This window comes from Caballeronia sp. NK8 (assembly GCF_018408855.1).
GTDB lineage: Bacteria > Pseudomonadota > Gammaproteobacteria > Burkholderiales > Burkholderiaceae > Caballeronia.
Genome location: NZ_AP024322.1, coordinates 1,161,226 through 1,187,686, shown reverse-complemented (window position 1 = coordinate 1,187,686; position 26,461 = coordinate 1,161,226). Strand labels below are relative to the sequence as shown.

Here is a 26,461-nt window from a genome sequence, read left to right as displayed (position 1 = left end):
TATACTAGCGGCCAGCGCTTCACTGTGAGTCGGCTGCTTTCTGGCAAAGCCTCACGCAGCAAGGCGCTTCGTAGCGTTTTGCTCCAATCCAGTTTAGAAACTGTCCCCTCCCTGCTAGGCCGTTGCGCGGTTGTCTTGCGCGCAGTTTTCCCGGCCCGTCATGCATCAGGCTGACGCCAGCGCCCGTCGTTCTCTTCCGAACGATCGAGCCTGTCGAATCCGATACAGCTTCTAACAAAGATGCTCGCCGCACGTTCGCGCGAGTAGCCCCCGTTTTTCGATTTGCTCGCTGTTTCTTCGCTCGCTGAATCCAACGACTTGGGTATGCCGATTGGCGCCGACGCCTTATTTCCCGTTTCAAGGATCGACATGACTTCGAGCTTTACCGCTAGCCCGTTGGACAATCTCGCAGCAACCATTGGCATTCCCTCCTCGGCCGATACCCCGGCGACCGAAGCACCCGCCGACAAGCCCACCGGCCCCAGTTTCGAATCCCTCGGCCTGTGCGCCGAAATCGTGTCCGCGCTGACCGGCGCGGGCTACCAGAACCCGACGCCCGTGCAGCAGCGCGCGATTCCCGCTGCGCTCGCCGGACGCGATCTGCTCGTCTCCAGCCCGACCGGTTCGGGCAAGACGGCGGCGTTCATGCTGCCGGCCATCGAAAAATTCTCGCAACTGCAAAAGCAGGAAGCGCAACAGCCGCGCGAGCCGCGTGACGCGAACGCCCGCGGCCGCCGTCCGCAGCCGGTCGCCCGCCCGCGCCTGCTCGTGCTGACGCCGACGCGCGAACTCGCGATGCAGGTGTCCACCGCCGCGACCACGTACGGCAAGCACCTGCGCCGCCTGCGCACCGTCAGCATTCTCGGCGGCGTCGCCTACGGCCAGCAGCTGATGCTGCTCGCGAAGAACCCCGAGATCCTGGTCGCGACGCCGGGCCGTCTGATCGATCACCTCGAACGCGGCCGCATCGACCTGTCGAACCTGAACATGCTCGTGCTCGACGAAGCCGACCGCATGCTCGACATGGGCTTCATCGAAGACATCGAGCGCATCGTCGACGCGACGCCGGCTTCGCGCCAGACGCTGCTCTTCTCCGCGACCATCGACAGCAAGATCACGTCGCTGACCGGGCGTCTCCTGAAGGATCCGGAGCGCATCGAGATCGTGCAGAAGCTCGAAGCGAGCGGCAACATCGCGCAGACCGTGCATTACGTCGATGACCGCGATCACAAGGATCGTCTGCTCGATCACCTGCTGCGCGGCGAGGGCCTCGATCAGGCGATCGTCTTCACGGCGACCAAGAGCGACGCCGACCTCATCGCCAATCGTCTCGCGGACGCGGGCTTCGAATCGGCCGCGCTGCACGGCGACCTGCCGCAAGGCGCGCGCAACCGCACGATCCGCGCGCTGCGCGAGCGCCGTGTGCGCGTGCTGGTCGCAACCGACGTCGCCGCGCGCGGCATCGACATTCCGGGCATCACGCACGTCTTCAATTACGACCTGCCGAAGTTCGCGGAAGACTACGTGCACCGTATCGGCCGTACGGGTCGTGCGGGCCGCAGCGGTACGGCGGTCAGCCTCGTGCATTACGCCGAAATGGGCGCGCTGAAGCGCATCGAGCGTTTCGTGCGCAATCCGCTGCCGGTGAACGTCATTGCGGGCTTCGAGCCGCGCAGGGCGCCCCCCAAGGGCGGTTTCGGCGGCGGCGGCGGCCGTGGCCGTCCGGGCGGCGGTAACGGTGGTGGCCGGCGCTTTGGCAGCGGTAGTGGCGGCAACAGCGGCAGCGGCCGTGGCTACGGTCCGGGCAACGCGGGCGGCTACGGCAACAAGTCGAACGCCGGTGCGCGCGAAGGCGGCTATCGCAGCGGCAACAGCGAAGGCGGTTATCGCGGCGGCAACAGCGAAGGCGGCTACCGCGGCGGCAATCGTGAAGGCGGCTTCGGCCAGCGCGACGGCTACAGCGCGCGCCGCAACGACGGCCCGCGCGCCCCGCGCCGCAGCAGCTAAGCGCGATCAGGAAGCGGCGCCCGCGCCGTTTCTCTACGCGACGAAAAAAACCGATGCCTCGTGCATCGGTTTTTTTTTCGTCCCGTCTCCATATTTCACGATGCGCAATGCCCTCTTGCGTCGCAAAAGATGTGCTGCGCGGCACAAACCGGTGCGTTGCGAGATAGAAAAAGACATTCCGCAATACGATATGAAGCGCGTATCTCACTGATTTATATCGATTAAATTTATCCGAAAAACTCCATACGAGGGGTGTTTCGGCAAGGTGTGTTTGCCTAGACTCTTATATAAGAGTTATCGACTCACCTATTCGTCGTTCCAGTCTCAAGGAGAAGCGCCATGACCTCACGTCAACAACAAGCTCAGCAACTCCAGCAGCAATGGGAAACCGATCCGCGCTGGAAAGGCATCAAGCGCGGCTATTCGGCGGATGATGTCGTGCGTCTGCGTGGCTCGGTGCAGCCGGAGCACACGCTCGCGCGCCGTGGCGCCGAGCGCCTGTGGACGTCGATTCACGAGGAGCCGTTCGTCAACGCGCTCGGCGCACTCACCGGCAATCAGGCGATGCAGCAGGTGAAGGCCGGCCTCAAGGCGATCTATCTGTCGGGCTGGCAGGTGGCCGGCGACGCCAATGTCGCGGGCGAAATGTATCCGGACCAGTCGCTGTATCCGGCGAACTCGGTGCCGCTCGTCGTGAAGCGCATCAACAACACGCTCACGCGCGCCGATCAGATTCAATGGTCGGAAGGCCGGAATCCGGGCGATGAAGGCTACATCGACTATTTCGCGCCAATCGTGGCCGATGCCGAAGCGGGCTTCGGCGGCGTGCTCAACGCATTCGAACTGATGAAGGCGATGATCGAAGCCGGCGCCGCGGGCGTGCACTTCGAGGATCAGCTGGCGTCGGTCAAGAAGTGCGGCCACATGGGCGGCAAGGTGCTCGTGCCGACGCGCGAGAACGTTGCGAAGCTGTCGGCCGCGCGGCTGGCGGCGGACGTGTGCGGCGTGCCGACGCTGCTCATCGCCCGCACGGACGCCGAAGCCGCCGATCTCGTCACCTCCGACGTCGACGACAACGACCAGCCGTTCCTCACCGGCGAGCGCACCGTGGAAGGCTTCTTCCGCACGAAGCCGGGGCTCGCGCAGGCAGTGTCGCGCGGGCTCGCCTACGCGCCCTATGCCGATCTCGTGTGGTGTGAAACCGGCAAGCCGGATCTGGAATACGCGAAGAAGTTCGCCGAGGCGATCCACAAGCAGTTCCCGGACAAGATGCTGTCCTACAACTGCTCGCCGTCGTTCAACTGGAAGAAGAATCTGGACGACGCGACCATCGCCAAATTCCAGCGCGAACTGGGCGCGATGGGCTACAAGTTCCAGTTCATCACGCTGGCCGGCTTCCACGCGCTGAACTACTCGATGTTCAACCTCGCGCACGGCTACGCCCGTTCGCAGATGAGCGCGTTCGTCGAGTTGCAGCAGGCCGAGTTCGCCGCCGCCGACAAGGGCTTCACGGCGGTGAAGCATCAGCGCGAAGTGGGCACGGGTTATTTCGACGCGGTGACGCAGACGGTCGAGAAGGAGTCGTCGACGACCGCGCTGCACGGCTCGACCGAAGACGAGCAGTTCTTCGACAAGAAAGTGGCGTAATACCGCAGCAGGCAGGCTGAATCAGGGAGAGTGGTGAAAAGAAGCGGCGGCCGGGCGCATGCAGCAATGCGCCCGCGCCGCCGCTCAAACGAAAGCGCATCGCGTGCGCTTCCGTTTGAGGTTTCAGCGGTAAACGATGACCGGAATCTTCGTGTGCGTCAGTACGCGCTGCGTTTCGCTGCCGATAAGCAAACTTCCGAGACCACGGCGTCCGTGCGATGCCATCAGAATCACGTCGCAACCGTTTTGCTCCGCCGCTTCGATGATGCCGATGTACGGCGCGGCATCGATGCTCGTCACGCTCGCGCACGGCACGCCGGCGCTTTCGGCGGCACGCTCGACCGCGCGCAGATGCTCGCGCGCTTCGTTCTCGGCGCGCGCGTGGAAGTCGTCGGGCGGCTCAACGGCGACATCGGCGAACGGCGAGTACGGGTACTGAGGCAGGCACGCGTAGGCCGTGATGCGCGCGCCGACGGATTGCGCGAGATCGATCGCGCCGTCGATGGCTTTTTGCGAAAGCTCGGAGCCGTCGGTCGGCACGAGGATGTGTTTGAACATGGCGTCCTCCGCAATACGTGTGGGTGCGTGGTTCCATTGTAGTAACGGGCACGCAGGCGAAGAAAAGTTTCGATGCCTGCGTGCGACGGTGTGTCGCTAGGAATCCGAAACGTCTATCCCCAATACCCTGTCGCGTTATACGTATGCTTGAGCAGATCGAGAAACAATCGCACGCGCAACGGCAAGTGTCTTCGTTGCGGAAACACCGCATGAATGCCGATGGGCGGCGCGGCGAACCCATCGAGCACGCTCACCAGGCGCCCCGCGCCGATATCCTCGCCGACTTCCCACCACGAGCGCCAGGCGAGGCCGCGGCCTTCGAGACACCATTCGTGCAGCACCGCGCCGTCGGAGCATTCCATCGTGCCGGAAACCTTGATCGTCACGACCTTGCCGTCCTGCCCGAATACCCAGCCGCGCTGCTGATTGGCCGACGCCCCGAGCGCCAGACAATTGTGATGCGCGAGCGCCGCGAGATCGGCGGGTTTGCCGCGCCGCGCGAGATAGTCCGGCGACGCGACGCACACACGCCGGTTTTCCCCGAGCTTCAGCGACACGAGCGACGAATCCGGCAGCTCGCCGAGCCGTATCGCGCAATCGAAACCTTCGTTGACGAGATCGACCATGCGATCGGTCAGATCGAGACTCACCGACACATCCGGATGCAGCGTCGTGAACTTCGGCACGAGCGGCGCGACGTGGCGTCGCCCGAACCCCGCCGGCGCCGACACGCGCAGATGCCCGCTCGCCTTCACGCCGCCCGCCGACACACTCGCCTCCGCGTTCTGCATGTCGTTGATGATGCGCTGACAGTCCTCGAGAAACGCGGAGCCTTCGAAGGTGAGCGTGATCTTGCGCGTCGTGCGTACCAGCAGCTTCACGCCGAGCCGCTCTTCGAGCGCGTCCAGCCGGCGTCCGATGACCGCCGGCGCGATGCCCTCCGCCTGCGCCGCCGCCGACAGGCTGCCTTTCGCTGCGACCGAGGCGAAGGTTTCGATCTGCTTGAATCGATCCATGCGTGTTCGTCTTCAATATTCCGGCTTGCGCACAGATTAGGTAAGTAAAAGTAAAAGATCAAGTGATTCGACGAGTCTTTTTCCATCACTCAGATCACGAATACAATCGATTCCGACCTCTAAATGGAGCGCACGGCTATGTCGGCCATAACGACACACGCATCGTCCCGATTCCTCAACGTTCCCCGCGCAGTCATCTTCGACGCTTACGGCACGCTCTTCGACGTGCATTCGGTTGTAGCGGCCGCCGAGCAGCTCTTCCCCGGCCACGGCGAAGCGCTCTCGCAGCTCTGGCGTCAAAAGCAGATCGAATACACGCAGTTGCGCACCCTCGCCGATCCGGCTGGCGCGCATTACGAGGCGTTCTGGAACATCACGATCGATGCGCTGCGCCATGCCGCCGCGCGACTCGATCTCGCCGATGCGCTGACCCAACCCGCCGAAAAGCGGCTGATGGACGAATACGCGTGCCTGTCCGCGTTCCCCGACACCGTGCCCGCGCTGCGCCAGTTGCGCGAGCGCTTCGATATGCCGCTCGCGATCCTTTCGAACGGCAATCCGCCGATGCTCGACATCGCCGTGAAAAGCGCCGGCATGACCGGACTCTTCGATCACGTGCTGTCCGTCGATGCCGTGCGCGCCTATAAACCCGCCGCCGCCGCGTATGCGCTCGGCACGCGCGCGTTCGGCGCGGCGGCGCGCGACATCGTGTTCGTGTCGTCGAACGGCTGGGATGTCGCCGGCGCGACGTGGTTCGGCTACACGACTTTCTGGATCAATCGCGCGGCGCTGCCGATCGAAGAGCTCGGCGTCGCGCCGCACGGCAGCGGGCGCGGCATGGCCGAACTCATCGCGTTCCTCGAGAGCGGCTGCGCGCGGCAGGACATTCCGCTCGCGAGCCGTCGCACGGGCGGCGGGCGTCGTCCGCCCGGCGTCTGATGTCATCACTTTTTTATCGCAGTTTTATCGCTGCAAGCGAACCACCAGCAAAACCGTCTGACCGACCAAGGAGAAAACCATGACGCATCCATCGAATCCGCTTTCGCTTCCGAAAGGCATGGAAATCTCGGCCGATATCAAGCCCGGCTACGAGACCATCCTGACGCCCGAAGCGCTCGCGTTCGTCGCGTCGCTGCATCGCCAGTTCGAGCCGCGCCGCCAGCAACTGCTCGCTGCGCGCGTCGAGCGCACCAAGCGTCTCGATGCGGGCGAGCGTCCCAACTTCCTAGAAGACACGAAATCGATCCGCGAAGGCGACTGGAAAGTCGCGCCGCTGCCGCAGGGCCTGCAATGCCGGCGCGTCGAAATCACCGGCCCGGTCGAGCGCAAGATGATCATCAACGCGCTCAACTCCGGCGCGGATTCGTACATGAGCGACTTCGAGGATTCGAACGCGCCGAACTGGGACAACCAGATCGTCGGCCAGATCAACCTGAAGGAAGCGGTGCGCCGCACGATCGCGCTCGAACAGAACGGCAAGTCGTACAGGCTCAACGACAAGATCGCGACGCTGATCGTGCGTCCGCGCGGCTGGCATCTGGATGAAAAGCACGTGAGCGTCGATGGTCAGCGCGTGTCGGGCGGCATCTTCGATTTCGCGCTCTTCCTTTTCCACAACGCGAAGGAACTGATCGCGCGCGGCAGCGGCCCCTACTTCTATCTGCCGAAGATGGAAAGCCATCTCGAAGCGCGTCTGTGGAACGACATCTTCGTCGCGGCGCAGGAAGGCGTGGGGATTGCGCGCGGCACGATCCGCGCGACGGTGCTGGTCGAAACGATTCTCGCCGCCTTCGAGATGGACGAGATCCTGTACGAATTGCGCGAGCATAGCTCGGGGCTGAACGCGGGCCGTTGGGACTACATTTTCTCGGCGATCAAGAAGTTCAAGAACGACACCAATTTCTGCCTCGCCGACCGCGCCAAGATCACGATGACCTCACCCTTCATGCGCGCCTACGCGCTCGAACTGCTGAAGACGTGCCACAAGCGCAACGCGCCGGCGATCGGCGGCATGTCCGCGCTGATTCCGATCAAGAACGACGCCGCCGCGAACGACAAGGCGATGGGCGGCGTGCGCTCCGACAAGGCGCGCGATGCGAGCGACGGCTACGACGGCGGCTGGGTCGCGCATCCGGGCCTCGTGCCGATCGCGATGGAAGAGTTCGTGAAAGTGCTCGGCGACCAGCCGAACCAGATCGGCAAGCAACGCACCGATGTGCAGGTGACCGCGCACGACCTGCTCGATTTCCGCCCGGAAGAGCCGATCACTGAAGCGGGCCTGCGCAACAACGTGAACGTCGGCGTCCACTATCTCGGTTCGTGGCTCGCGGGCAATGGCTGCGTGCCGATCCACAATCTGATGGAAGACGCCGCGACCGCCGAAATCTCGCGCTCGCAGGTGTGGCAATGGATTCGCTCGCCGAAGGGCAAGCTCGACGATGGCCGCAAGGTCACCGCCGCGATGGTGCGCGAGATCACGATCGACGAACTGGAGAAGGTGAAGCAGGCCGTCAGCGCTTCGGGCGCCGACACGAAGCCCTACGAACGCGCGGCGAAAATCTTCGAGGAGATGTCGACGTCGGCGCACTTCACCGAGTTTCTGACGCTGCCGCTGTACGAGGAAATCTGAGCGTTTCGAGGGTTTTGACGCACGACGAAAAAACGGCCCTCGGGCCGTTTTTTCGTCTGGCGCGCCTCATGGATCGAGCACGGCGTGTGCTACATTGCGCATCGTCTTTTCAACGATTCAACCGTGGAGCGCACTGACCGTGCGAACGACAGCATGAGCAATATCCAGCTCGATATCGAATGGACCGAAGCGGCATCGCGCAAGATCGAAAAACTGATGCCGCGCAACGTGAACAAGGACTCGTATCTGGCGCTGCCGCCCGTCGAATGTCTGCCGATGGAAGGCGACGTGCTGTTCCTCGGGCCGTCCGGCAAGCAGCAGCCGTTCATCGTCGCGGAGCGCCAGTATCATCACGACGGCGACGCCGACTGGACCATCATCCTGATCCTCGACGTGCCGCACGAAACGCACTGAAGAAGGTCTGCGGTTCCGTCAGAGAATCTTGCTTGCGACACGGACTTCGCCGTGCTCGTATAGATCCGGCGCTTTGGCGCGAAACGTCTGAATATGCGCCGATTCGCCGTGCTTCGCGAGCGCGGCCTCGCTTTCCCAGCGCTCGACGAAGATAAAGCGCCGCGGCTCCTTGATGTCGCGGTGCAAGTCGTACTGCAGCGCGCCCGGTTCCTTCCGCGTCGGCTCGACATTGGCTTCGAGCACGAGCCTCAACTCCTCTTCCTTGCCCGGCTTGGCGACAAAAATCGCGACGACGGCAACTTCCGACATATGCGTTCTCCTGTTTTCATGAATCGATGAAAGCACGAGCATAACCGCGCGCGTCGCACGCCGCCGAAACGATCGGCCCGGACAGCCAAAGAAAAAGCCCGCGTTCCAAGCGAAACGCGGGCAAAAACCGTCGCCCTACGAGGATAGGCGACGGGGCCATCGGGGTTCGCGCGTAGCGAACCAATCGTCTTTTGATGTCGTGCGAAGCGTGGGTACAACCGCGTCTTGAGGTCGCAGAAACCGCGTTTTGCGCCATTGATGCAATGTACTGTTCGCGCGGTCATTTCTATAAGCTTTTGCGCACATTCCGCGATAGAAAGAATTGTCTGCGCAATTCGCCGGTCAGTCTCGCATTTCTGTGCACGCTGAAGAGAATCGTTTGCGCGCCCGGCGCGACAGTGAAGGCGCAAAAAAACCGCCTCGCGAAGGAGGCGGTTTTTCGTGATGCGGCTGCCGCGAATCGATCAGCTGATCTGGTCCGCGAGCAGAGCCATGATCTGCCGCGCTTGCGGCGACGAATCCAGGTTGCCCTTGTCATCGACGACCGCGATGCGCGTTTGCTGCTCGGTCACCGCGCGCACGTTGACCTGATACTGCTTCGCCTTCATTTCCTTGCGGCCGTGGAACACCTGGCTCCAGAAGCCCTGCTCGGCCGATGACTTGTCGGTCGGATCGACGTAGCGCACGTAGTAGACGCCCTTCGCACGGTCGCGATCGTCCACCGTGAAGTTGGCGCGATCGAGCGCCGTGCCCACGCGCAGCCACGCGCGGTCATACGCTTCCGGCAAGGTCAGCTCGGAGGTCGTGGCCTCGGGCACCGCCTCGTTTCTGATCGGCGAATTGCCCGCATTCGTGACGTTCTGCGCGGCGACCGATGCCGCCTTCGAATCGCCGCCCTTCGCGGCCTGGGCACCCGCTGCCGGCGCATCGAGCGGCGTCGCGCCGCCCGGAGCGGTGCGCTGATCCGCCATCGCCAGCGAGGACAGCAGCCGCTTCAAATATTCGTTTTCGAGCGCCGGATCGTTCGGGCGCGCCTGCCACTGGCTCGAATCGTTGTTCACGCCGGTCAGCGCTTCGCGCATGCCCTTCTGGCTGATGAACACGTAGGTGCCGCCGCTGGGCGCCGCTTCGAGGCGCGTGCGGTACTTGTTGCGCTCGGCGGTGACATACGAGTTGCCGGTTGCCTTGGAGAGCGTGTCGCGGATCAGGCCATCGGAAATCTGCGGATGGGTTTCGTTCCAGTCCGTTTCCATCACGCCCTTGTCGCGCTGATCGACGACCAGCAGAAAGCCCTGCTCCTGCCAGAAGCGACGAACCTGCGGCCACACCTGATCGGGCGTCTTGCCGTCGATGACGAGCCAGCGCTCGGTGCCGTCGCGTTGAACGCGCATGCCCGACACAGGCGGCGCCACGGTGGGCGCGTTCGGTGCGACTTTCTGAATCTGCTGCAGATCGGAGAGCGTTGCCTGCCCGCCCTGCGGCGGCAGCGAACGCTGGTCGGCCGCTTCGTCGAGCAGATTCGGCGGAACGGCGAGAGACACCTGTTTCGAACGCTGATCGCTCTTGTAGTTGAACGCGTTGGGATTGGATGTGCCGCATCCCGCCACGATTCCGGCCACCGCGAAAAGCGCAGCCATGCGCCTGGTTACACGAAAATCTGTCATTTGGAAAATCCTTCCGCTACGCCACGGCCGTTCTTCCGTGGATCAACCCGCTATTTTACCGGTCCGGCGCGTAGCCGTGAAAAAAAGAGCGCTAGGCGACCGTGGGCCACCCTTTACGACATGTTTCCTGCCTAACGACGCAGAAAGTGGACTGCGGTCATGAATCAACCCATCTGAAATTTGTATTTAAGTCGTCCACATTGGAATTGACAATTTATGACAATCACGAAAAGCAGCAATTCGATTTTTCGCGATTCGTAACATGTTGATTAGACGATATTTTTCACGCGCCTCGCCGGAATCTGGCCGCATCCTGGCCGCTCGGCGCGTCGTATCAATTTGTCGCGCCTTCATCTTAAAATTCCATCGCAACAATAAGAAGAATCCTAATTACCTGAGAGAAAGCGATGACAAAAATCAGAATTCCTCACTATAGGGCGGCGGCCCTGGCGATCCTCGCGATCGGCACGACGACGTCCGCTCACGCTCAACTCGGCGCGTCCGGGCGCGCCGCCAGCGCGTCGCAGAGCGATGTCATGCATCGGGCTCAGAGCGGCCTCGTGCGATATCACGAGACGACCGACGCGCACGGCATCGTCGTGCGTGAATACGTCGATTCGAGCGGCGATGTGTACGCCGTGTCCTGGCGCGGCCCCGCGATGCCCGACGTGCAGACGCTCCTCGGCACGTACTTCGAGACCTTCCGGCAAGGCGCGAACGCGTCGGTCGGTGAAGCGGGTCTGCACACGGCGCGCGTCGCGCAGGGCGATCTCGTCGTCGAAAATCGCGTGCGGCTGCGCGAATTCAGCGGCCGCGCGTGGCTCGCAGGCGACCTGCCGCCAGGCGTGAGCACCACGGATATCCAGTAGGAGGACGACGATGAACACCCGCGCCCTTCTCGCGATTCCCGCGCTCGCACTGTGTGCACTCCTTCAAGCCTGTGGTGGTGGCGGCGGTTCCAGCGGCGCCCCCACCGCCGGCTCCAGCAGCGGTTCCGCCGCGCCGGTCCCGCAGGCCAGCGCGCCGCAAACGGCCAGCGCCGCCACGCCCGCGAGCGCGCCATCGGCGCCGGCTGCGAACACCACCGTGCCGCAATCGACGACGCCCAACGTCCAGGTCATCCGCGTCGCCAGCACGCCCACCAACACGCGCAACATGCTGCAAACCAGCGTGACGATCTGCGTGCCCGGCACGAGCACCTGCCAGACCATCGACAACGTTCAGGTCGATACCGGTTCGCACGGCCTGCGCGTGCTGGCGTCCGCGCTCGATCCGTCGATCGCGCTGCCGCTCGTCGCGGGAGGCGGCGAGAACGCGATCGTCGCGGAATGCGCGGTGTTCGGCTCGGGCTATACATGGGGCGCGGTGCGCCAGGCCGATGTCCGGCTCGCCGGCCAGGTCGCGGATTCGACCTCCGTGCAACTGATCGCCGACAGCGCCGCGCCCAGCACCGCCCAGGATTGCAGCCAGTCCGGCCTGCCGATGCTCTCCGCGTCGTCGCTGCGCGGCAACGGGATACTCGGCGTCGGCCCCTTCACCGCCGATTGCGGCGCGGGCTGCGCGACGTCGGCCATGCCGCGCTGGTACTACAGCTGCATCTCGGGCAATTGTGTCGCGAGCACGTTGCCCGTCGCCCAGCAGGTGACGAATCCGGTCGCGAACTTCGCCTCCGACAACAACGGCGTGCTGATCGAGTTGCCCGACATACCGGACAGCGGCGCGGCCACGGTGACCGGCACGATGACCTTCGGCATCGGCTCGCAGTCGAACAACCTGCTCGGCGCCGCGACCGTGCTCAAATCGAGCTCGCTCACCGGCTACGTGACGACGGACTTCGGCGGCAGCCAGTACGGATCGAGCTTCATCGACAGCGGATCGAACGGCGTCTTCTTCCCGTCGACAACGCTCGCCCGTTGCGGCGCGTGGTATTGCCCGACCACGCCGCAGACGATCGCCGCGACGCTCCGCTCGTCGAGCGGGGCGCAAAGCGCGGTGAGCTTCACCATCGCCCAGTCGACGGCGTTGTTCGGCACAGGCAACTTTGCCTTCGACAACCTCGCCGGCTCCGCCAGCGGCTTCTTCGACTGGGGCCTGCCGTTCTTCTATGGACGCCGCGTATTCACGGCGCTCGCCGGACGCCCGACGCCCGCGGGCCCGGGACCGTATTACGCGTTCTGAGTCCAAACGCAAAAAAACCGTCTCCGGTGTCCCGGAGACGGTTTCCTGTCGAACTCGTCGCGCGACTACGCCTTGCTTTCCTCGTCGAAAATCTTCTGCGCGAGGTGAAAGGCCGAGTTCGCCGCCGGCACGCCGCAATACACCGCCGTCTGCAACAGCACTTCCTTGATCTCGTCCTGCGTCACGCCGTTGTTCTTCGCGGCGCGCAAGTGCAGTGCGAGTTCTTCGCTGCGGTTCAACGCGACCATCATCGCGATGGTAAGAAGGCTGCGCGTGTGGCGCGGCAGGCCGTCGCGCGTCCAGATTTCGCCCCACGCATAGCGCGTGATGAAGTTCTGGAATTCGGTCGTCAGTTCCGTGCGGTTCGTGAGCGACCGGTCGACGTGCGCGTCGGACAGCACCGCGCGGCGCACCTTCATTCCGGCTTCGTAGCGTTCGTCGTCGGTCATTGCTGTTCTCCGAGGAATTCGAGGACTGTGCGCGTGTAGTCGTCGCGCTTTTCGATGTTCGACAGATGCGCCGCATCGAGTTCGACGTAGCGCGAGCCCTCGATGTAACCCGCAAGCTCGCGGCCCTGCTCGGCGGTCGTCGACAGATCGTGCGTACCGGCGATCACGAGCACCGGCAACCTGATGGTTTTCGCTTCGCCGCGCAGATCGGCGTCGCGGATCGCCTCGCAGTTCGATGCGTAGCCGTTGCCCGAAGTGTGGCGGAACACATCGCGGATATTCGTGAGTTCGAGCTGCTCGCGCTCGATGAACGGCGCGGTGAACCAGCGCGCGATCACGGCGTCGGTCAGCGCGGGCATGCCGCCCGGCTCGCGCGCCTTCGCCGCGCGCGGCGTCCACACCGCGTCCGAGCCGATCAGCGCGGCGGTGTTCGACAGCACGACGCGCGAGAAGCGCTCCGGATGACGCGCGGCCAGGCCAATGCCGGTCAGCCCGCCCATCGACAGGCCGCAGTAGTTCGCGCGCTCGATCTTGAGGTGATCCATGAGGCCGATCACGTCGCCGATCAGCTGATCGATCGTGTACGGTCCCGGCGGCACGTCCGAATGGCCGTGGCCGCGCGTGTCGTAGCGCACCACGCGATAGCGCTCTGCAAACGCTTCGATGTTCGGCGTCCACATCGAGACATCCGCGCCGAGCGAATTCGACAGCACGAGCCACGGGGCGTCGTCGCCCGCCGTGACATCGATGCGGTAGTGAATCCGCGTTCCGTTCACTTCGGCAAGAGGCATGTTTTTACTGCTCCTGTTTTTTCGAGTTGGCGTTTGCGATGGCGGCGGCGACGAACGCCTGCGCCTGACCGACGTAGTTCGCCGGATCGAGCAATTGCTTCAGTTGATCGTGCGACAGATGACGCGCGACGGTTTCGTTCGCGGCGAGTTCGTCTAAGAGCGAGGTGCCGTTCGCGACCGACGCCTTCGATGCGCCCTCGACCAGCTTGTGTGCATCGAGCCGGCCGATGGCGTCGCCGAGCGCGAGCATCACCGCTTCGCCCAGCACGAGGCCATTGGTCACGTTCAGATTCTGCGCGAGGCGTTCGACGTTGACTTCCATCGTCGGGACGATGCCTTTGATGTTCGCGAGCGCGCCCGCTGTCAGACGCGCGAGGTCGGGCAGCGCTTCCCATTCGGCCTGCCAGCCGCCGAGCGCGCGCTCGTGTTCCTGCACCATGCCCGCGAAGATCGTCGCGACGAGATTGGGCGCGCGCGTCGCGGCCGTCAGCACCGCCGCGCAGCCGACCGGATTGCGCTTGTGCGGCATCGTCGATGAACCGCCCTTGCCCGCCGCGGCCGGTTCGGCGACTTCACCGACTTCGGTCTGCATCATCAGCGAGATGTCACGTGCGATTTTGCCTAGTGTGCCCGTCAGCATGCCGAGGAACGACGCGGCTTCCGCGATGCGGTCGCGCTGCGTGTGCCACGGCAGCGCGGGCAGCGTCAGCTTCAGATCCTGCGCGAGCGATGCCGCAACCGGCAACGCCTGGTCGCGCAGACTCGCGAGCGTGCCCGCTGCGCCGCCGAATTGCAGCACCAGCGCGCGTGAGCGCAACGCGTCGAGGCGCTGACGGTGACGCGTCACTGCATCGAGCCATTGCGCGAACTTCAGGCCGAGCGTGATCGGCAGCGCCTGCTGAAGCCAGGTCCGGCCGATCATCGGCGTCTTTTCGTGCGCTTGAGCCTGCGTGACGAGCGCATCGGAAAGTGCGCGTAAATCGGCATCGAGCAGATCGAGCGCCGCGCGCAATTGCAGCACGACACCCGTATCGATGATGTCCTGACTCGTCGCGCCCCAGTGCACGTACTTCGCCGCTTCGGCGTCGCGCGCCTTCACGACGGCCGTCAGTTGCTTGACGAGCGGAATCGCGAGATTGCCGCCGGCCTGTGCGCCGGCCATCAACGCGTCGGCGTCGATGTTGTCGGCCTGGCACGCGGCGACGATCGCCTCGACCGCGCCCGACGGAATCACGCCATGCAGCGCCGACGCACGCGCGAGCGCGGCTTCGACGTCGAGCATCGCCTGCACGGTCGCGCGCGGCGACCAGATCTCGTTCGCGGCGGCGTTGCCGCAAACGAGATCGGTGAGACGTCCCGTGGATGCGAACATGAGCTCAGACGCGCTCGATGATCATCGCGATGCCCTGGCCCACGCCGATGCACATCGTGCAGAGCGCGAAGCGGCCGCCGGTGCGATGAAGCTGGTAGCTCGCGGTCGTCACGAGCCGCGCGCCCGACGCGCCGAGCGGATGGCCGAGCGCGATCGCGCCGCCGTTCGGGTTGACGCGGGGATCGTCGTCGGCGACGCCGAGCATGCGCAGCGTGGCGAGACCTTGCGACGCGAACGCTTCGTTCAGCTCGATCACATCCATCTGGTCGATGGTCATGCCAAGACGCGTGAGCAGCTTCTGCGACGCCGGACCCGGCCCGATGCCCATCACGCGCGGCGGCACGCCTGCGGTTGCGATGCCGAGAATGCGCGCGCGCGGCGTGAGGCCGTGGCGCTTCGCGCTGTCCTCGTCGGCGATCAGCATGGCGACCGCGCCGTCGTTGACGCCCGATGCGTTGCCCGCCGTCACCGAACCGTCCGGACGCACGACGCCCTTGAGCTTCGCGAGCGCTTCGAGGCTCGTTTCACGGGGATGCTCGTCCTTATCGACGATGAGCGCGTCGCCCTTCTTCTGCGGAATCGTCACCGCTACGATTTCCTGCGCCAGCGTGCCGTCTTTCTGCGCGCGCGCCGCTTTCTGTTGCGAGCGCAATGCGAACGCGTCCTGGTCGGCGCGGCTGATCTTGTAGTCGTCCGCGACGTTTTCAGCGGTTTCGGGCATCGAGTCGACGCCGTACTGCTTCTTCATCAGCGGATTGATGAAACGCCAGCCGATGGTCGTATCGTGGATCTCGGCCTGACGCGAGAACGCGCTCGTCGCCTTGCCCATCACAAACGGCGCGCGGCTCATGCTTTCGACACCGCCCGCGACCATCAGGCTCGTCTCGCCCGCCTTGATCGCGCGGGCCGCGACGCCGATCGCGTCCATGCCCGAGCCGCACAGGCGGTTCACCGTCGTGCCCGGCGTGCCGACCGGCAGGCCCGCCAGCAGCGCTGACATGCGCGCGACGTTGCGATTGTCTTCGCCCGCCTGATTCGCGTTGCCGTAGATCACTTCCTCGACGGCTTCCCAGTCCACTTCCTTGTTGCGCTCGATGAGCGCGCGCAGCGGCACGGCGCCGAGGTCGTCGGCGCGCACGGAGGAGAGCGAACCGCCATAACGGCCGATCGGCGTGCGGATCGCATCACATACGAAAGCTTCTTTCATCAGTTGCTCCAGTTCTCTTTTATCTCTCAGGTCTTAGACAGCTTCGGTCAGCGGTGCATATTGCAGCGGCACCTGGGCCAGCTTCTGCAATTCGTCGAACGACAGACCTTCCACCATCTCGCGCACGACCAGGCCTTCCGGCGTCACGTCGAACACGGCGAGGTCGGTGTACACGCGGTTCACGCACTGCACGCCCGTCACCGGATACGAGCACTCCGCGACCAGCTTGCTCTCGCCCTGCTTCGTGAGCAGTTCCATCATCACGTAGACCTGTTTCGCGCCGATCGCGAGGTCCATCGCGCCGCCGACTGCCGGAATCGCGTCGGGCGCGCCGGTGTGCCAGTTCGCGAGATCGCCCGTCGCCGATACCTGGAACGCGCCGAGCACGCAGAAGTCGAGATGGCCGCCGCGCATCATCGCGAACGAATCCGCGTGATGGAAATACGCGCCGCCGGTCAAAAGCGTCACATGCTGTTTGCCGGCGTTGATGAGTTCGTCGTCTTCCTCGCCCTTTGCGGGCGCCGGGCCCATGCCGAGCAAGCCGTTTTCGCTGTGCAGGAAGATTTCGCGATCCGCCGCGAGGTGATTGGCGACGAGCGTCGGCACGCCGATGCCGAGGTTCACATACGCGCCTTCGGGAATGTCCGCGGCCACGCGCCGGGCCATTTCGTCACGAGTGAGTTTCTTCATGGCTTTTCGTCCTTCCTTTAAGCAGCGAGTTCGGCTTGATGCACGGCTTGCGGCACTTCCACGACGCGCTGCACGAAGATGCCCGGCGTCACGATGTTTTCGGGGTCCAGCTCGCCGAGCGCCACGACCTTCGACACCTGCACGATCGCCGTTTTTGCAGCGCTCGCCATGATCGGTCCGAAGTTGCGCGCGGTCTTACGATAGACCAGATTGCCCCAGCGGTCGCCCTTGTATGCCTTCACGAGCGCGAAATCCGCGTGCAACGGCGCTTCCAGCACGTAATGCTTGCCGTCGATCACGCGCGTTTCCTTGCCTTCCGCGAGCCGCGTGCCGTAGCCGGTGGGCGTGAAGAAACCGCCGATGCCCGCGCCCGCCGCGCGGATGCGCTCGGCCAGATTGCCCTGCGGCACGAGTTCCAGTTCGATTTCGCCGGCGCGATAGAGCGCGTCGAATACATATGAATCCGTCTGACGCGGGAACGAGCAGATGATCTTGCGCACGCGCTTCGCCTTGAGCAAGGCGGCGAGACCCGTATCGCCGTTGCCGGCGTTGTTGTTGACGATCGTAAGCTCGCGCGCGCCCTGCTCGATGAGCGCGTCGATCAGCTCGGACGGCATGCCCGCCGTGCCGAAACCGCCGATCATGATGGTCGCTCCGTCGTTGACGTCGGCGACGGCCGAGGCGAGCGAATCGAAAATCTTGTTGATCATTGCCGTTCTTCTCCAGTCTGAGCGCCGCTTTGGCTTCGCGCGCCCGTCCCGAACTCGGGGTTTACCTGCTCGTAATCAGACTTGCATCGAAATGTTCGATATGCGAACATGGATTCGTTTAGCGAACATCGGCATGGTAGTCCTGCATTCGTTGTCGTGTCAACGAAGCTTCTGCAAACCTCGGGTTTTCACGGAGTCGCCACCGGTTCATGCGTTCATCATCCGCCTTATGAAGAATTCAGCCACGCTCAATCAGGAAGCCGAGTCTCAGGACGCGCCGTCGCGTCCCGGCGATGCCTATGTTCAGTCGTTCGCGCGCGGACTCGCGGTGATCCGCTCGTTCGATACGAACCGCCCTGCGCAGACACTGACGGATGTCGCCGGCGCGACGGGTCTCACGCGCGCGGGCGCGCGCCGCATTCTTCTGACGCTGCAGGCGCTCGGTTACGTCGAAGCTGACGGACGGCTCTTTCAACTGACGCCGAAGATCCTCGATCTGGGTTTCGCGTATCTGACTTCGATGCCCTTCTGGAATCTCGCCGAGCCGGTGATGGAAGACCTCGTCGAGCAGGTCCACGAAAGTTGCTCGGCCGCCGTGCTGAACGGCGCGGAAATCGTCTACGTGCTGCGCGTGCCGACGCACAAGATCATCACGCAGAATCTGTCGATCGGCAGCCGCCTGCCCGCGTTCTGCACGTCGATGGGCCGCGTGCTGCTCGCCGCGCTCGACGAAGCGCGCCTCGACGAAGCGCTCGATTCGAGTTCGCTCGTCGCGCGCACGCCGCGCACCATCGTCGACAAGGACGCGCTCAAGGACGCGATCGCCGCCGTGCGACGTCAGGGCTGGGCGATCGTCGATCAGGAACTGGAGGAAGGACTGATTTCGATGTCCGCGCCGATCCGCGACCGGCAAGGCCGCGTGATCGCGGCGCTGAACATCAGCGGCAATGCGCAGCGCAAGAACGCGAAGCAGATGGTGAAGGCGTTTCTGGAGCCGCTTCAGGACGCGGCGCAGCGCGTGTCCGACATGGTCGCGCGGCGCGGATGACGGCGCATCACGCCATGAACGACCTCGATCTGAATCTGATTCCGTACCTCGTCGCGATCGAGGAGACACGTAATGTCAGCCGCGCCGCCGAACGGCTCGGCGTGAGCCAGCCGCGCGTGTCGACCGCGCTTGCGCGCCTGCGCGAGTACTTCAACGATCCGCTGTTCGTGCGGACCTCGCGCGGCATGGAGCCGACGCCGCGCACCCTCGCGCTTGTGCCCGCGGCGCGCGAGGCGTTGGCGCGCATCGAGCGCGGCCTGCTCGACCGGCAGCACTTCGATCCGTCGGTGAGCACGGAGACGTTCTCGATCGCGCTATCCGATGTCGGCGAAATCGTGTTCCTGCCGAGGCTTCTGCAAGCGTTCGCGAGAGAAGCGCCGAATGCGAACTTGCGCTCGGTGTCGGCGTCGCACGGGGATGTCGAGCGCGGGCTCGAAGCCGGTGAAATCGATCTCGCCGTTGGCTATTTTCCGGACTTGCGCGGCAACAATTTTTTTCAGCAAAGGCTCTTCTCGCACCGCTTCATCTGCCTGATGCGGCGCAATCATCCGTTCGCGAACGAGCCGCTCACGCTGGAGCGCTTCATGGAATGCGGCCACGCGGTCGTGCGCGCCGAGGGCCGCAGTCAGGAAATCCTCGAGAATTTTCTCGACAAGGAGCGCGTGCGGCGTCGTGCGGTGCTGGAAACGCCTCATTTCATGAGCCTGCCGTTCATCCTGTCGCGCACCGATCTGATCGCGACCGTGCCGCATGCGATCGGCTTCGCGTATGTGGCCGAGCATGCGTCGATCACGCTGGCCGAGCCGCCGCTTCCGTTGCCGCGCTTCGATTTGAAGCAGCACTGGCATCGCAAGTTTCACAACGACGCGCGTACGGTGTGGCTGCGGGGCATTGTTGCGTCGCTGTTCAACGACGAGCTCGATGAGTGGCCCAAGTGAGTGTCAACGGCGATTGTCGATGCTCCACGCGCCCGGCCCCGCCGCCGCGATGAACAGATAGATGAACGAGAGCAGCACGGCCGGCTCGCCCTGATTCAGCAGCGGCAGGAAGAAATGCCCGTTGGGCGCGTGTCCGATGAAATACGCAAACGCCAGTTCGCCCGACAGCACGAACGCGGCCGCGCGCGTGAAGAAACCGATCAGGACCAGCACCCCGCCGACCAGCTCGATGATTCCCGCCGCGCCGAGCAGCGAGAAGAGCGGCAGGCCATCGAACATCGCGATGTGGGGAACGTGAAAGAGCTTCGCGCTCGCGTGCGTGAGCAACAGATACGACGCAACGATGCGCAACAGCGCGTGAGCGTAGCTCGCGAGCGAAGCAAAGCGGTCTTGAGCAGACATGGCAAGACTCCCGTAAAGGTGGATTGCCGCCAGTCTATGCAGACATGGACGGTCGATAAATCCGGTTAATATTGGCGCTTTATTTCCAGCCAGGAAATTATCGATGGACGCACTGACCAGCTTGCGCGTATTCCGCGAAGTCGTCGAAGCAGGCAGCTTCGTCAAGGCCGCCGAGCGCCTCGACATCTCCACTGCGATGACGAGCAAGCATGTCGCCAATCTGGAACGCCAGCTGGGCGTGCGCCTGCTCAACCGCACCACGCGCCACCTCAGCCTCACGGAAGCCGGCAACGTCTACTACGAGCAATGCAGCGAGGCGCTCGATATCCTGCAAGCCGCCGAAGCCGCCGTCGGCGTGCAGACCGCGCAGCCGCAAGGCGTGCTCAAGGTGACCGCACCTGGCTGGTTCGCCAATCGGACCTTCGCGGATCTGCTAGTCGCGTATCAGGCGCGCTATCCCGGCGTGCTCGTCGACCTGCGGCTGGAGAACCGCTTCGTCGATCTCGTCGAAGAAGGCTACGACATGGCGATCCGCGCGACCTCCGAGCCTTCGCCTTCGCTTATCGTGCGGCCCCTGTGCAAGATGCCCTTCGTGCTCGCGGGCTCGCGCGCGTATCTGGAGCAGCACGGCAAGCTGCGCCATCCCGACGATGTCGCGCGGCATCGCTTCGTGTTGCCGACCTACACGAACATCGACTCGGTGACCCTGACCGGCCCGGACGGCGCGTTCATCGTCAAAAATCAGGCCGTGCTCAAGACCAACGATACGTCCATGGCGCTGCAGCTCGTGCGCGCCGGACTCGGGCTCGCGTACTTTCCCGCGTGGATCGTCGAACCCGAACTGGCGTCGGGCGCGCTCGTGCGCGTGCTGCCGAGCTACAAGGCATTCGCGCCGTCCGTGTACGCCGTGTACACGAGCCGAAAATACATGACGACCAAGGTGCGGACCTTCATCGACTTCCTGTCCGAGTCGCTCGCCGATCGGCCGATGTGATTAGGATTACTCTTATTCTAGAGCCGTGTTCTGCGTGTGATCATCGCGTCCGCTTCCGGATCGGGCGCTCGAGACGCGACAAAAAATTTCATCTCGCGCGCCACCGGGATCGTTCCCGTTACCCGCACGCGAGGCTCGCGCGATATGGATTTTCCCTGGCTTCCCCTGGCATTCAATCTGACTTTGCTGGGGCTGGCGCTGTTCATTTGCCGCACGATGAACGCCAGTCTAGGCAGCTTGACGTGGAACGGCGCGCTGCTGTTTCTGGTCCTGTGTCTCTCGGCGATGCTGCTCGACTTCACGCTGACGATGATCTTCGCGACTGCGGGCTTCAATGCGCGCACCACGTACGACAGCTTCGGATCGCGGATTGCGTGGAGTGAGCGCATTTTGACGTATCTGATTCCCTGCGCGATATCGCTGCTGCTGGCGCTGCGGTTCCGCAGACGACAGCGTTTCGCGCGCGAGCTTGCGGGTGGCGTGAACAAGTCGGATCGTGAAGGCTCGGTGCAGATTCAGACGTCGCCTTACTCGCAGTCGGAGCTGACGCTTTGACGCATAGGCTTTGCCCATCGCGAGTGAATTTGCCGTGGACAACGGCAAAATTGTTCGAAGCAGTTCTACTATTCGTTTCGGTCTGATATACTTTTGCTCTTTCGGGGCGTAGCGCAGCCTGGTAGCGTACCTGCATGGGGTGCAGGTGGTCGGAGGTTCAAATCCTCTCGCCCCGACCAGAATTGAAAGGCTCTCCGGCTTTTAGCCGGAGAGCCTTTTTTCTTTTTCGCTGGCCAGAGTATCAAGCGCGATTTTTTCGTTGAAGTCCTTTATTCAGACGTTAGAACGCGAAAAAACACTTGTGCGTCAGTCAGTTAAGCTCTAATCTTAACGTGACACATAAGGAACGGCGCCCAATGCCTTCGTCTGTCTCAGCGCCCGCGCAAGCGCGGCGCACCCGAACCGACCGAACTTCCTCTGCCTTGCGCAAGGAAGTCTCGAGATGGTTCGTTCCGGCGAGCCGCGCGCGCGTCACCCGTTTCGGGCGTATCTATCCTGGCGGAAGCCGCTACGTATGCGTGAGCGCGCCCAAACCCGGCGGCTTCTTCGCGCTGTACTTCTTTCATCACGGCGCCGGCGACTGGCGCATCTATCCACCGTGGGGCGTCGGGCCGAGCATCGTCTACTGGTCGGTCAAGGCGAAGCTGCCGGCGTCGCAGGCGGCCGGTCCAAAGAAGCGCTTCCGCGTCGGGATCAAGCCTTAGCTGCAAGCAGCGTCTGGCCCGTCATCGTTTCATCGACGGCGCGCTTGTACACCTTCGCCACATCGGCAGCCTCGATGCCTTGCGATGCATCCTTGCCCATCGAAGCCAGCGTCTCCGCGACCCAGCCCGGACTCACGACATTCACACGCATCTTGCCCTGCAGTTCGAGCGCGGCCACGCGCACGAAACCTTCCACGCCCGCGTTGACGATACTCACGGCCGCGCTGCCGACCATCGGTTGCTGCGCGAGTGTGCCGCTCGTCAGCGTGACGGACCCGCCTTCGTTCACATGACCGATCGCGCAGCGCACGAGATTCACCTGCCCCATCAGCTTGTTCGTGATGCTGAACGCATAGTCATCGTCGCCGAGCGAGTCGAGCGGCGCGAACTTCGCCGCACCGCCGACACTCACGACCGCGCCGACCTTCCCGACCTTGTCATACATCGCGACGATGCTCGCCTTGTCCGACAAATCGACTGCGATGTCGGAGCCTTTGCGGCTCGCGGTGATGACATCATGCTCGGGGTCGAGAATCCGTTTGATCTCCGTGCCCAGCATGCCGGTTGCGCCAATGAGCAGCACTCGCATACGCCCTCCTGAATCGACGTGAAAGGCCGCGGCGGGCGCGCCCGGCGCGGCAACTAGGAAAGAGCAAGGAACTATGCTACTGCCGTCTCCCGGCGCGTGCAGCGCGTCGTCCAGACGAAAAAAATGCCGCGACGAATCGCGGCATGGCTTGTACTGATCGACGAGACGCTCATCCACCGAGGAGGTCGATCACCTGAAGAATATCCTTGCGCAGTTGATCGACATCGACGCCCGGTTGGACTTGGCCCGACGCTTGCGCTTCGGCATCGATCTCGGCTTCATCGCTGATGGGGCGCCCCTGTGAATCGAGCCGGTTGCGCGCCCCGTTGATGGTGAAGCCCTGCTCGTACAGCAACTCGCGGATCCGGCGAATCAGCAAGACTTCGTGATGCTGATAATAGCGGCGATTGCCGCGCCGCTTGACCGGCCTCAGTTGCGTGAACTCCTGTTCCCAATAGCGCAGCACGTGCGGCTTGACGCCGCACAACTCACTGACTTCCCCGATCGTGAAGTAACGCTTGGCGGGGATCGGAGGCAAGACGACTTTTTCCATCGTCGATCAACCATCTTATAAGTGATGTCGATTGAAGCGCGGTGGCAAGCGATGCGGCACACCGGTCTTTAGCGTGCCGCCGGGACTTCAGCGAGTGAGATCGGACTCCGCTCCCGTTTCGACCAGCGCCTTCAGCTTCTGACTTGCATGAAACGTGACGACCCGCCGCGCGGCGATAGGAATGGCCTCGCCCGTCTTCGGATTGCGGCCCGGGCGTTGAGGCTTGTCGCGCAACTGGAAATTGCCGAAGCCGGACAGCTTGACGCTCTCTCCGCTCTCCAGCGCATCGCGGATGACTTCGAAGAAAGCTTCGACCATGTCCTTGGCTTCGCGCTTGTTCAGACCGACGTGGTCGAACAGCATCTCCGCGAGTTCGGCTTTGGTGAGCGTCGGCGTGTCGCCGTTCGCGCTCGAGGTCTGGGTATCTCGGGTCATGGCGCTACGCTGCGCCGAAAGAAGGGCTTCGAAATCACTCGAGTTCATTTGGTTCATATCGGTAAAACGGCGCTTGCCATGTTGAGACCTGGCGGCTGAAACGGACGGGCCATCTGCAGGCTATCCGCGCAACCGCGCGCCGTGTACTCGAGCCAGGCGATCCACCAGTGTTTTGATGGCCGTATCGACCGTTTCGTCCTGAAGCGTGCCGCCAGTATCTTGCAACGTTACACGGAAGGCAAGACTTTTCTCATGTGCTCCCAAGCCGCCGGAAGTATTTGATTTTGGACGAAATTCATCGAAAAGCGCAACCCTCGTGACGTGCCTGCAAGCGGTCTCCGAGCGGGCGTTTTCGAGCTCGTCGAGAAGCGCCTGAACCGGCACGTGTTGATCCACGACAATCGCGATATCGCGCCGTACGGGCGGAAATTTCGACACTTCGGACGGCGTCGGCAGCGCGCGATCCATCAGCGCGTCGGCCTCGATTTCGAACAGGATCGGCGCGTTCGGCAGATCGTACTTTTGCAGCCAGCGCGGATGCAGTTCGCCGATCCAGCCGACCGCGCGCCCCGCCACTTCGATGCGCGCGCTGCGTCCCGGATGGAGCGCCGGATGCTCGGCCTTCACGAAGCGCGGCACGACGGGCGCGAAGAGCGCTTCGACATCGCCCTTCACATCGAAGAAGTCGACGTTGCGCGAGGCCGCGCCCCACTGCTCCTCGATCACCGGACCATACGCGAGGCCGCCGATCATCTTCGGCTGTGCGAAGCCTTCGACCGCCAGTTCGCCCGCCTTCACCGCTGCATCGCGATGGAACACTCGACCCGCCTCGAACACGCGAATGCGCTCCGCGCGGCGGTTCAGGTTATGGCGCAGCACTTCGATCAGGCTGCCGAAGGTCGTCGTACGCATCACCGAGAGCTGGCTCGCGATCGGGTTCAGCAGCTTGATCGGGTTGTCGTTGCCGGCGAAGTCGCTCTCCCACTCGGCGTCGACGAAACTGAAGTTCACCGTCTCCGAGTAATCGCGCGCGGCCACTTCATGGCGCAGCGTGTGGATCGAGCGCTTCGTCTCGTCCGTGATCCGCATCTCGCTGCGCGCGACCGGCGGACGCGCCGGAATCTTCTCGAAGCCGTAGATGCGCGCGACTTCCTCGATCAGGTCTTCCTCGATCTCGATGTCGAAGCGATACGGCGGCGGCGTAACCTTGAAGGTGTCGCCGTCGCGCTCGAACGCGAGGTTCAGGCGCGTGAAAATCTGCGCGATCTCTTCCGCGCCGATCTCGATGCCGATGATGCGATGCGCGCGCGACACGCGCATCGACACCGGATTGCGCTCGGGCACGTTGACGATCTGATCGTCGACCGGGCCGGCCTCGCCGCCGCAGATATCGAGGATCAGGCGCGAGATGCGCTCGATGTGCTCGACGGTCGTCGAGTAATCGACGCCGCGCTCGAAGCGATGCGCCGCATCGGTCGAAAAGTTGTACTTGCGCGCGCGGCCGCGAATCGAATCCGGCCACCAGAACGCGGCTTCGAGATAGATGTTGGTCGTGTCGAGCGTCACGGCGGTGCTGTCGCCGCCCATGATGCCCGCGAGACTTTCGAGATGGTGATCGTCCGCGATCACGCCGACGGTTTCATCAACCTCGATGGTGTTGCCGTTCAGCAGCTTGAGCGACTCGCCCTTCTTGCCCCAGCGCACTTCCATCGCGCCGTGGATCTTGTCGAGATCGAACACGTGCGACGGGCGGCCGAGTTCGAGCATCACGTAATTCGAGATGTCGACGAGCGCGGAAATGCTGCGCTGGCCCGCGCGTTCGAGACGCTCGACCATCCATTGCGGCGACTTCGCATGCGCGTTCACGCCGCGGATTACACGGCCGGAAAAGCGGCCGCACAGATCGGGCGCCATGATCTTCACGGGCAGCTTTTCGTCGAGCTTCGTTTCGACTGCGGCGATATCGAGCGCCTTGAGCGGCGCGCCGGTGATCGCGGCGGTCTCGCGCGCGACGCCGAACACCGACAGGCAGTCCGCCTTGTTCGGCGTGAGCTTGATCTCGAACACGGTGTCGTCGAGATTGAGCGTCTCGCGGATATCCTGCCCGACCTTCGCATCGGCCGGCAGAATCAGCAGACCGCTGTGGTCTTCCGACAGCTTCAGTTCGCGCGCCGAGCACAGCATGCCTTCGCTATCGACGCCGCGCAGCTTCGTGGGCTTGATCGCGAACGGCTCGCCGCCTGCTTCGGCCGGCGGCAAGACCGCGCCGATCAGCGCGACCGGCACCTTGATGCCCGGCGACACATTCGGCGCGCCGCACACGATGTTCAGTTGCGTGCCCGTGCCGGCATCGACCTGACAGACATTGAGCTTGTCGGCGTTCGGATGCTTCGCCACTTCGAGCACCTGCCCGACGACGATCTTCGTGGTCGGCGGCGCGACCGGACGCAGGTCTTCGACTTCGAGACCGGCCATCGTCAGCGCGTGCGCGAGTTCGTCCGTGGAGAGCTTGGGATCGACGAAACTGCGGAGCCAGGATTCTGGGAATTGCATGTGTGTCTACGTTCGAAATGTTTGGAGTCTCTCGTCCGGCAGCTCAACT

28 protein-coding genes and 1 tRNA gene are annotated in these 26,461 nt (G+C 63.6%); 13 read left to right on the top strand and 16 right to left on the bottom strand.

Features of this window, described 5'->3' with window-relative positions:
• Positions 1-158 precede the first annotated feature (158 nt).
• Positions 159-371: a hypothetical protein gene (locus tag NK8_RS05605; protein WP_213227958.1), complete on the bottom strand. Its 213-nt coding sequence runs from the start codon at positions 369-371 to the stop codon at positions 159-161.
• Here NK8_RS05605 and NK8_RS05600 point away from each other — a divergent pair.
• Positions 370-2,007, top strand: a complete 1,638-nt coding sequence (locus tag NK8_RS05600; RefSeq protein WP_213227956.1) for a DEAD/DEAH box helicase — start codon at positions 370-372, stop codon at positions 2,005-2,007. The two genes, NK8_RS05605 and NK8_RS05600, sit on opposite strands and share 2 nt — an antisense overlap.
• A gap of 339 nt (positions 2,008-2,346) precedes the next feature.
• Positions 2,347-3,654 carry an isocitrate lyase gene (aceA, locus tag NK8_RS05595; protein WP_213227955.1) on the top strand — a complete coding sequence of 436 codons (1,308 nt, stop codon included), beginning with the start codon at positions 2,347-2,349 and terminating at the stop codon, positions 3,652-3,654.
• A gap of 123 nt (positions 3,655-3,777) precedes the next feature.
• Here the strand turns inward: aceA and NK8_RS05590 are convergent, their stop codons facing one another.
• Together NK8_RS05590 and NK8_RS05585 are read right to left on the bottom strand one after the other, a co-directional pair.
• Complete coding sequence (locus tag NK8_RS05590; RefSeq protein ID WP_061124593.1) at positions 3,778-4,212, bottom strand: universal stress protein; 435 nt, start codon at positions 4,210-4,212, stop codon at positions 3,778-3,780.
• Between the two features lie 113 nt (positions 4,213-4,325).
• Positions 4,326-5,228: a LysR family transcriptional regulator gene (locus NK8_RS05585; RefSeq protein ID WP_162065430.1), complete on the bottom strand. Its 903-nt coding sequence runs from the start codon at positions 5,226-5,228 to the stop codon at positions 4,326-4,328.
• Positions 5,229-5,366: 138 nt separating this feature from the next.
• Between NK8_RS05585 and NK8_RS05580 the strand changes: the two genes are divergently transcribed.
• From NK8_RS05580 to NK8_RS05570, 3 genes are all read left to right on the top strand, one after another.
• Entirely contained in the window at positions 5,367-6,167 is an 801-nt protein-coding gene (locus NK8_RS05580; protein WP_213227953.1) for a haloacid dehalogenase type II, read from the top strand.
• Between the two features lie 79 nt (positions 6,168-6,246).
• On the top strand, positions 6,247-7,857 hold the full coding sequence (gene aceB / locus NK8_RS05575) for a malate synthase A (RefSeq protein ID WP_213227951.1): 1,611 nt from the start codon (positions 6,247-6,249) through the stop codon (positions 7,855-7,857).
• 153 nt (positions 7,858-8,010) lie between these two features.
• A complete protein-coding gene (locus NK8_RS05570; protein ID WP_035503563.1) occupies positions 8,011-8,271 on the top strand; it encodes a hypothetical protein in 261 nt (86 codons plus the stop codon).
• A gap of 18 nt (positions 8,272-8,289) precedes the next feature.
• Here the strand turns inward: NK8_RS05570 and NK8_RS05565 are convergent, their stop codons facing one another.
• Together NK8_RS05565 and bamC are read right to left on the bottom strand one after the other, a co-directional pair.
• Positions 8,290-8,580 (bottom strand): putative quinol monooxygenase, encoded by a 291-nt coding sequence (locus NK8_RS05565; RefSeq protein ID WP_162065427.1) that lies wholly within the window; start codon positions 8,578-8,580, stop codon positions 8,290-8,292.
• A gap of 464 nt (positions 8,581-9,044) precedes the next feature.
• The gene (gene bamC, locus NK8_RS05560; protein WP_213227949.1) at positions 9,045-10,244 is read right to left on the bottom strand and encodes an outer membrane protein assembly factor BamC; all 1,200 of its coding nucleotides are present in this window, start codon (positions 10,242-10,244) and stop codon (positions 9,045-9,047) included.
• A gap of 407 nt (positions 10,245-10,651) precedes the next feature.
• On the opposite strand from bamC, the gene NK8_RS05555 reads away from it, so the two are divergent.
• Complete coding sequence (locus tag NK8_RS05555) at positions 10,652-11,113, top strand: DUF2844 domain-containing protein (RefSeq protein ID WP_213227947.1); 462 nt, start codon at positions 10,652-10,654, stop codon at positions 11,111-11,113.
• 10 nt (positions 11,114-11,123) lie between these two features.
• Positions 11,124-12,422 carry a DUF3443 domain-containing protein gene (locus NK8_RS05550; protein WP_213227945.1) on the top strand — a complete coding sequence of 433 codons (1,299 nt, stop codon included), beginning with the start codon at positions 11,124-11,126 and terminating at the stop codon, positions 12,420-12,422.
• A gap of 65 nt (positions 12,423-12,487) precedes the next feature.
• Here the strand turns inward: NK8_RS05550 and pcaC are convergent, their stop codons facing one another.
• The 6 genes from pcaC to NK8_RS05520 are packed head-to-tail and all read right to left on the bottom strand — an operon-like array spanning position 12,488 to position 17,641.
• A complete protein-coding gene (gene pcaC, locus NK8_RS05545) occupies positions 12,488-12,871 on the bottom strand; it encodes a 4-carboxymuconolactone decarboxylase (RefSeq protein WP_162065423.1) in 384 nt (127 codons plus the stop codon).
• On the bottom strand, positions 12,868-13,662 hold the full coding sequence (gene pcaD, locus NK8_RS05540) for a 3-oxoadipate enol-lactonase (RefSeq protein WP_213227943.1): 795 nt from the start codon (positions 13,660-13,662) through the stop codon (positions 12,868-12,870). The genes pcaC and pcaD overlap by 4 nt, the downstream gene beginning before the upstream one ends.
• Positions 13,663-13,666: 4 nt before the next feature.
• Positions 13,667-15,034, bottom strand: a complete 1,368-nt coding sequence (locus NK8_RS05535) for a 3-carboxy-cis,cis-muconate cycloisomerase (protein WP_213227941.1) — start codon at positions 15,032-15,034, stop codon at positions 13,667-13,669.
• A 4-nt stretch (positions 15,035-15,038) separates the two neighbouring features.
• Entirely contained in the window at positions 15,039-16,241 is a 1,203-nt protein-coding gene (gene pcaF, locus NK8_RS05530; protein ID WP_213227940.1) for a 3-oxoadipyl-CoA thiolase, read from the bottom strand.
• Between the two features lie 33 nt (positions 16,242-16,274).
• Positions 16,275-16,931, bottom strand: a complete 657-nt coding sequence (locus NK8_RS05525; protein ID WP_213227938.1) for a 3-oxoacid CoA-transferase subunit B — start codon at positions 16,929-16,931, stop codon at positions 16,275-16,277.
• Positions 16,932-16,948: 17 nt separating this feature from the next.
• Positions 16,949-17,641 carry a 3-oxoacid CoA-transferase subunit A gene (locus NK8_RS05520; protein WP_213227936.1) on the bottom strand — a complete coding sequence of 231 codons (693 nt, stop codon included), beginning with the start codon at positions 17,639-17,641 and terminating at the stop codon, positions 16,949-16,951.
• A gap of 229 nt (positions 17,642-17,870) precedes the next feature.
• On the opposite strand from NK8_RS05520, the gene NK8_RS05515 reads away from it, so the two are divergent.
• Together NK8_RS05515 and NK8_RS05510 are read left to right on the top strand one after the other, a co-directional pair.
• Positions 17,871-18,689 carry an IclR family transcriptional regulator gene (locus NK8_RS05515; protein ID WP_162065417.1) on the top strand — a complete coding sequence of 273 codons (819 nt, stop codon included), beginning with the start codon at positions 17,871-17,873 and terminating at the stop codon, positions 18,687-18,689.
• Between the two features lie 14 nt (positions 18,690-18,703).
• Complete coding sequence (locus tag NK8_RS05510) at positions 18,704-19,627, top strand: LysR family transcriptional regulator (protein WP_213227934.1); 924 nt, start codon at positions 18,704-18,706, stop codon at positions 19,625-19,627.
• A gap of 3 nt (positions 19,628-19,630) precedes the next feature.
• Here the strand turns inward: NK8_RS05510 and NK8_RS05505 are convergent, their stop codons facing one another.
• The gene (locus NK8_RS05505) at positions 19,631-20,029 is read right to left on the bottom strand and encodes a DoxX family protein (protein ID WP_213227932.1); all 399 of its coding nucleotides are present in this window, start codon (positions 20,027-20,029) and stop codon (positions 19,631-19,633) included.
• Between the two features lie 103 nt (positions 20,030-20,132).
• Here NK8_RS05505 and NK8_RS05500 point away from each other — a divergent pair, with 103 nt between their 5' ends.
• The 4 genes from NK8_RS05500 to NK8_RS05485 all read left to right on the top strand — a co-directional run bounded on the left by NK8_RS05500 (position 20,133) and on the right by NK8_RS05485 (position 22,282).
• Positions 20,133-21,023 carry a LysR family transcriptional regulator gene (locus NK8_RS05500; RefSeq protein WP_213227930.1) on the top strand — a complete coding sequence of 297 codons (891 nt, stop codon included), beginning with the start codon at positions 20,133-20,135 and terminating at the stop codon, positions 21,021-21,023.
• Between the two features lie 144 nt (positions 21,024-21,167).
• Positions 21,168-21,578, top strand: a complete 411-nt coding sequence (locus NK8_RS05495; RefSeq protein ID WP_213227928.1) for a hypothetical protein — start codon at positions 21,168-21,170, stop codon at positions 21,576-21,578.
• Positions 21,579-21,680: 102 nt separating this feature from the next.
• Positions 21,681-21,757, top strand: a tRNA-Pro gene (locus tag NK8_RS05490).
• 339 nt (positions 21,758-22,096) lie between these two features.
• Positions 22,097-22,282 carry a hypothetical protein gene (locus NK8_RS05485; RefSeq protein ID WP_162065412.1) on the top strand — a complete coding sequence of 62 codons (186 nt, stop codon included), beginning with the start codon at positions 22,097-22,099 and terminating at the stop codon, positions 22,280-22,282.
• Here NK8_RS05485 and NK8_RS05480 read toward each other — a convergent pair.
• The 4 genes from NK8_RS05480 to pheT form a co-directional block, all read right to left on the bottom strand.
• Complete coding sequence (locus NK8_RS05480) at positions 22,272-22,871, bottom strand: short chain dehydrogenase (protein ID WP_213227926.1); 600 nt, start codon at positions 22,869-22,871, stop codon at positions 22,272-22,274. The two genes, NK8_RS05485 and NK8_RS05480, sit on opposite strands and share 11 nt — an antisense overlap.
• Positions 22,872-23,040: 169 nt before the next feature.
• Positions 23,041-23,424: a MerR family transcriptional regulator gene (locus tag NK8_RS05475; protein WP_213227924.1), complete on the bottom strand. Its 384-nt coding sequence runs from the start codon at positions 23,422-23,424 to the stop codon at positions 23,041-23,043.
• An 87-nt stretch (positions 23,425-23,511) separates the two neighbouring features.
• A complete protein-coding gene (locus NK8_RS05470) occupies positions 23,512-23,916 on the bottom strand; it encodes an integration host factor subunit alpha (protein WP_162065409.1) in 405 nt (134 codons plus the stop codon).
• A 63-nt stretch (positions 23,917-23,979) separates the two neighbouring features.
• Complete coding sequence (gene pheT, locus NK8_RS05465) at positions 23,980-26,412, bottom strand: phenylalanine--tRNA ligase subunit beta (protein WP_213227922.1); 2,433 nt, start codon at positions 26,410-26,412, stop codon at positions 23,980-23,982.
• Between the last annotated feature and the right edge of the window lie 49 nt (positions 26,413-26,461).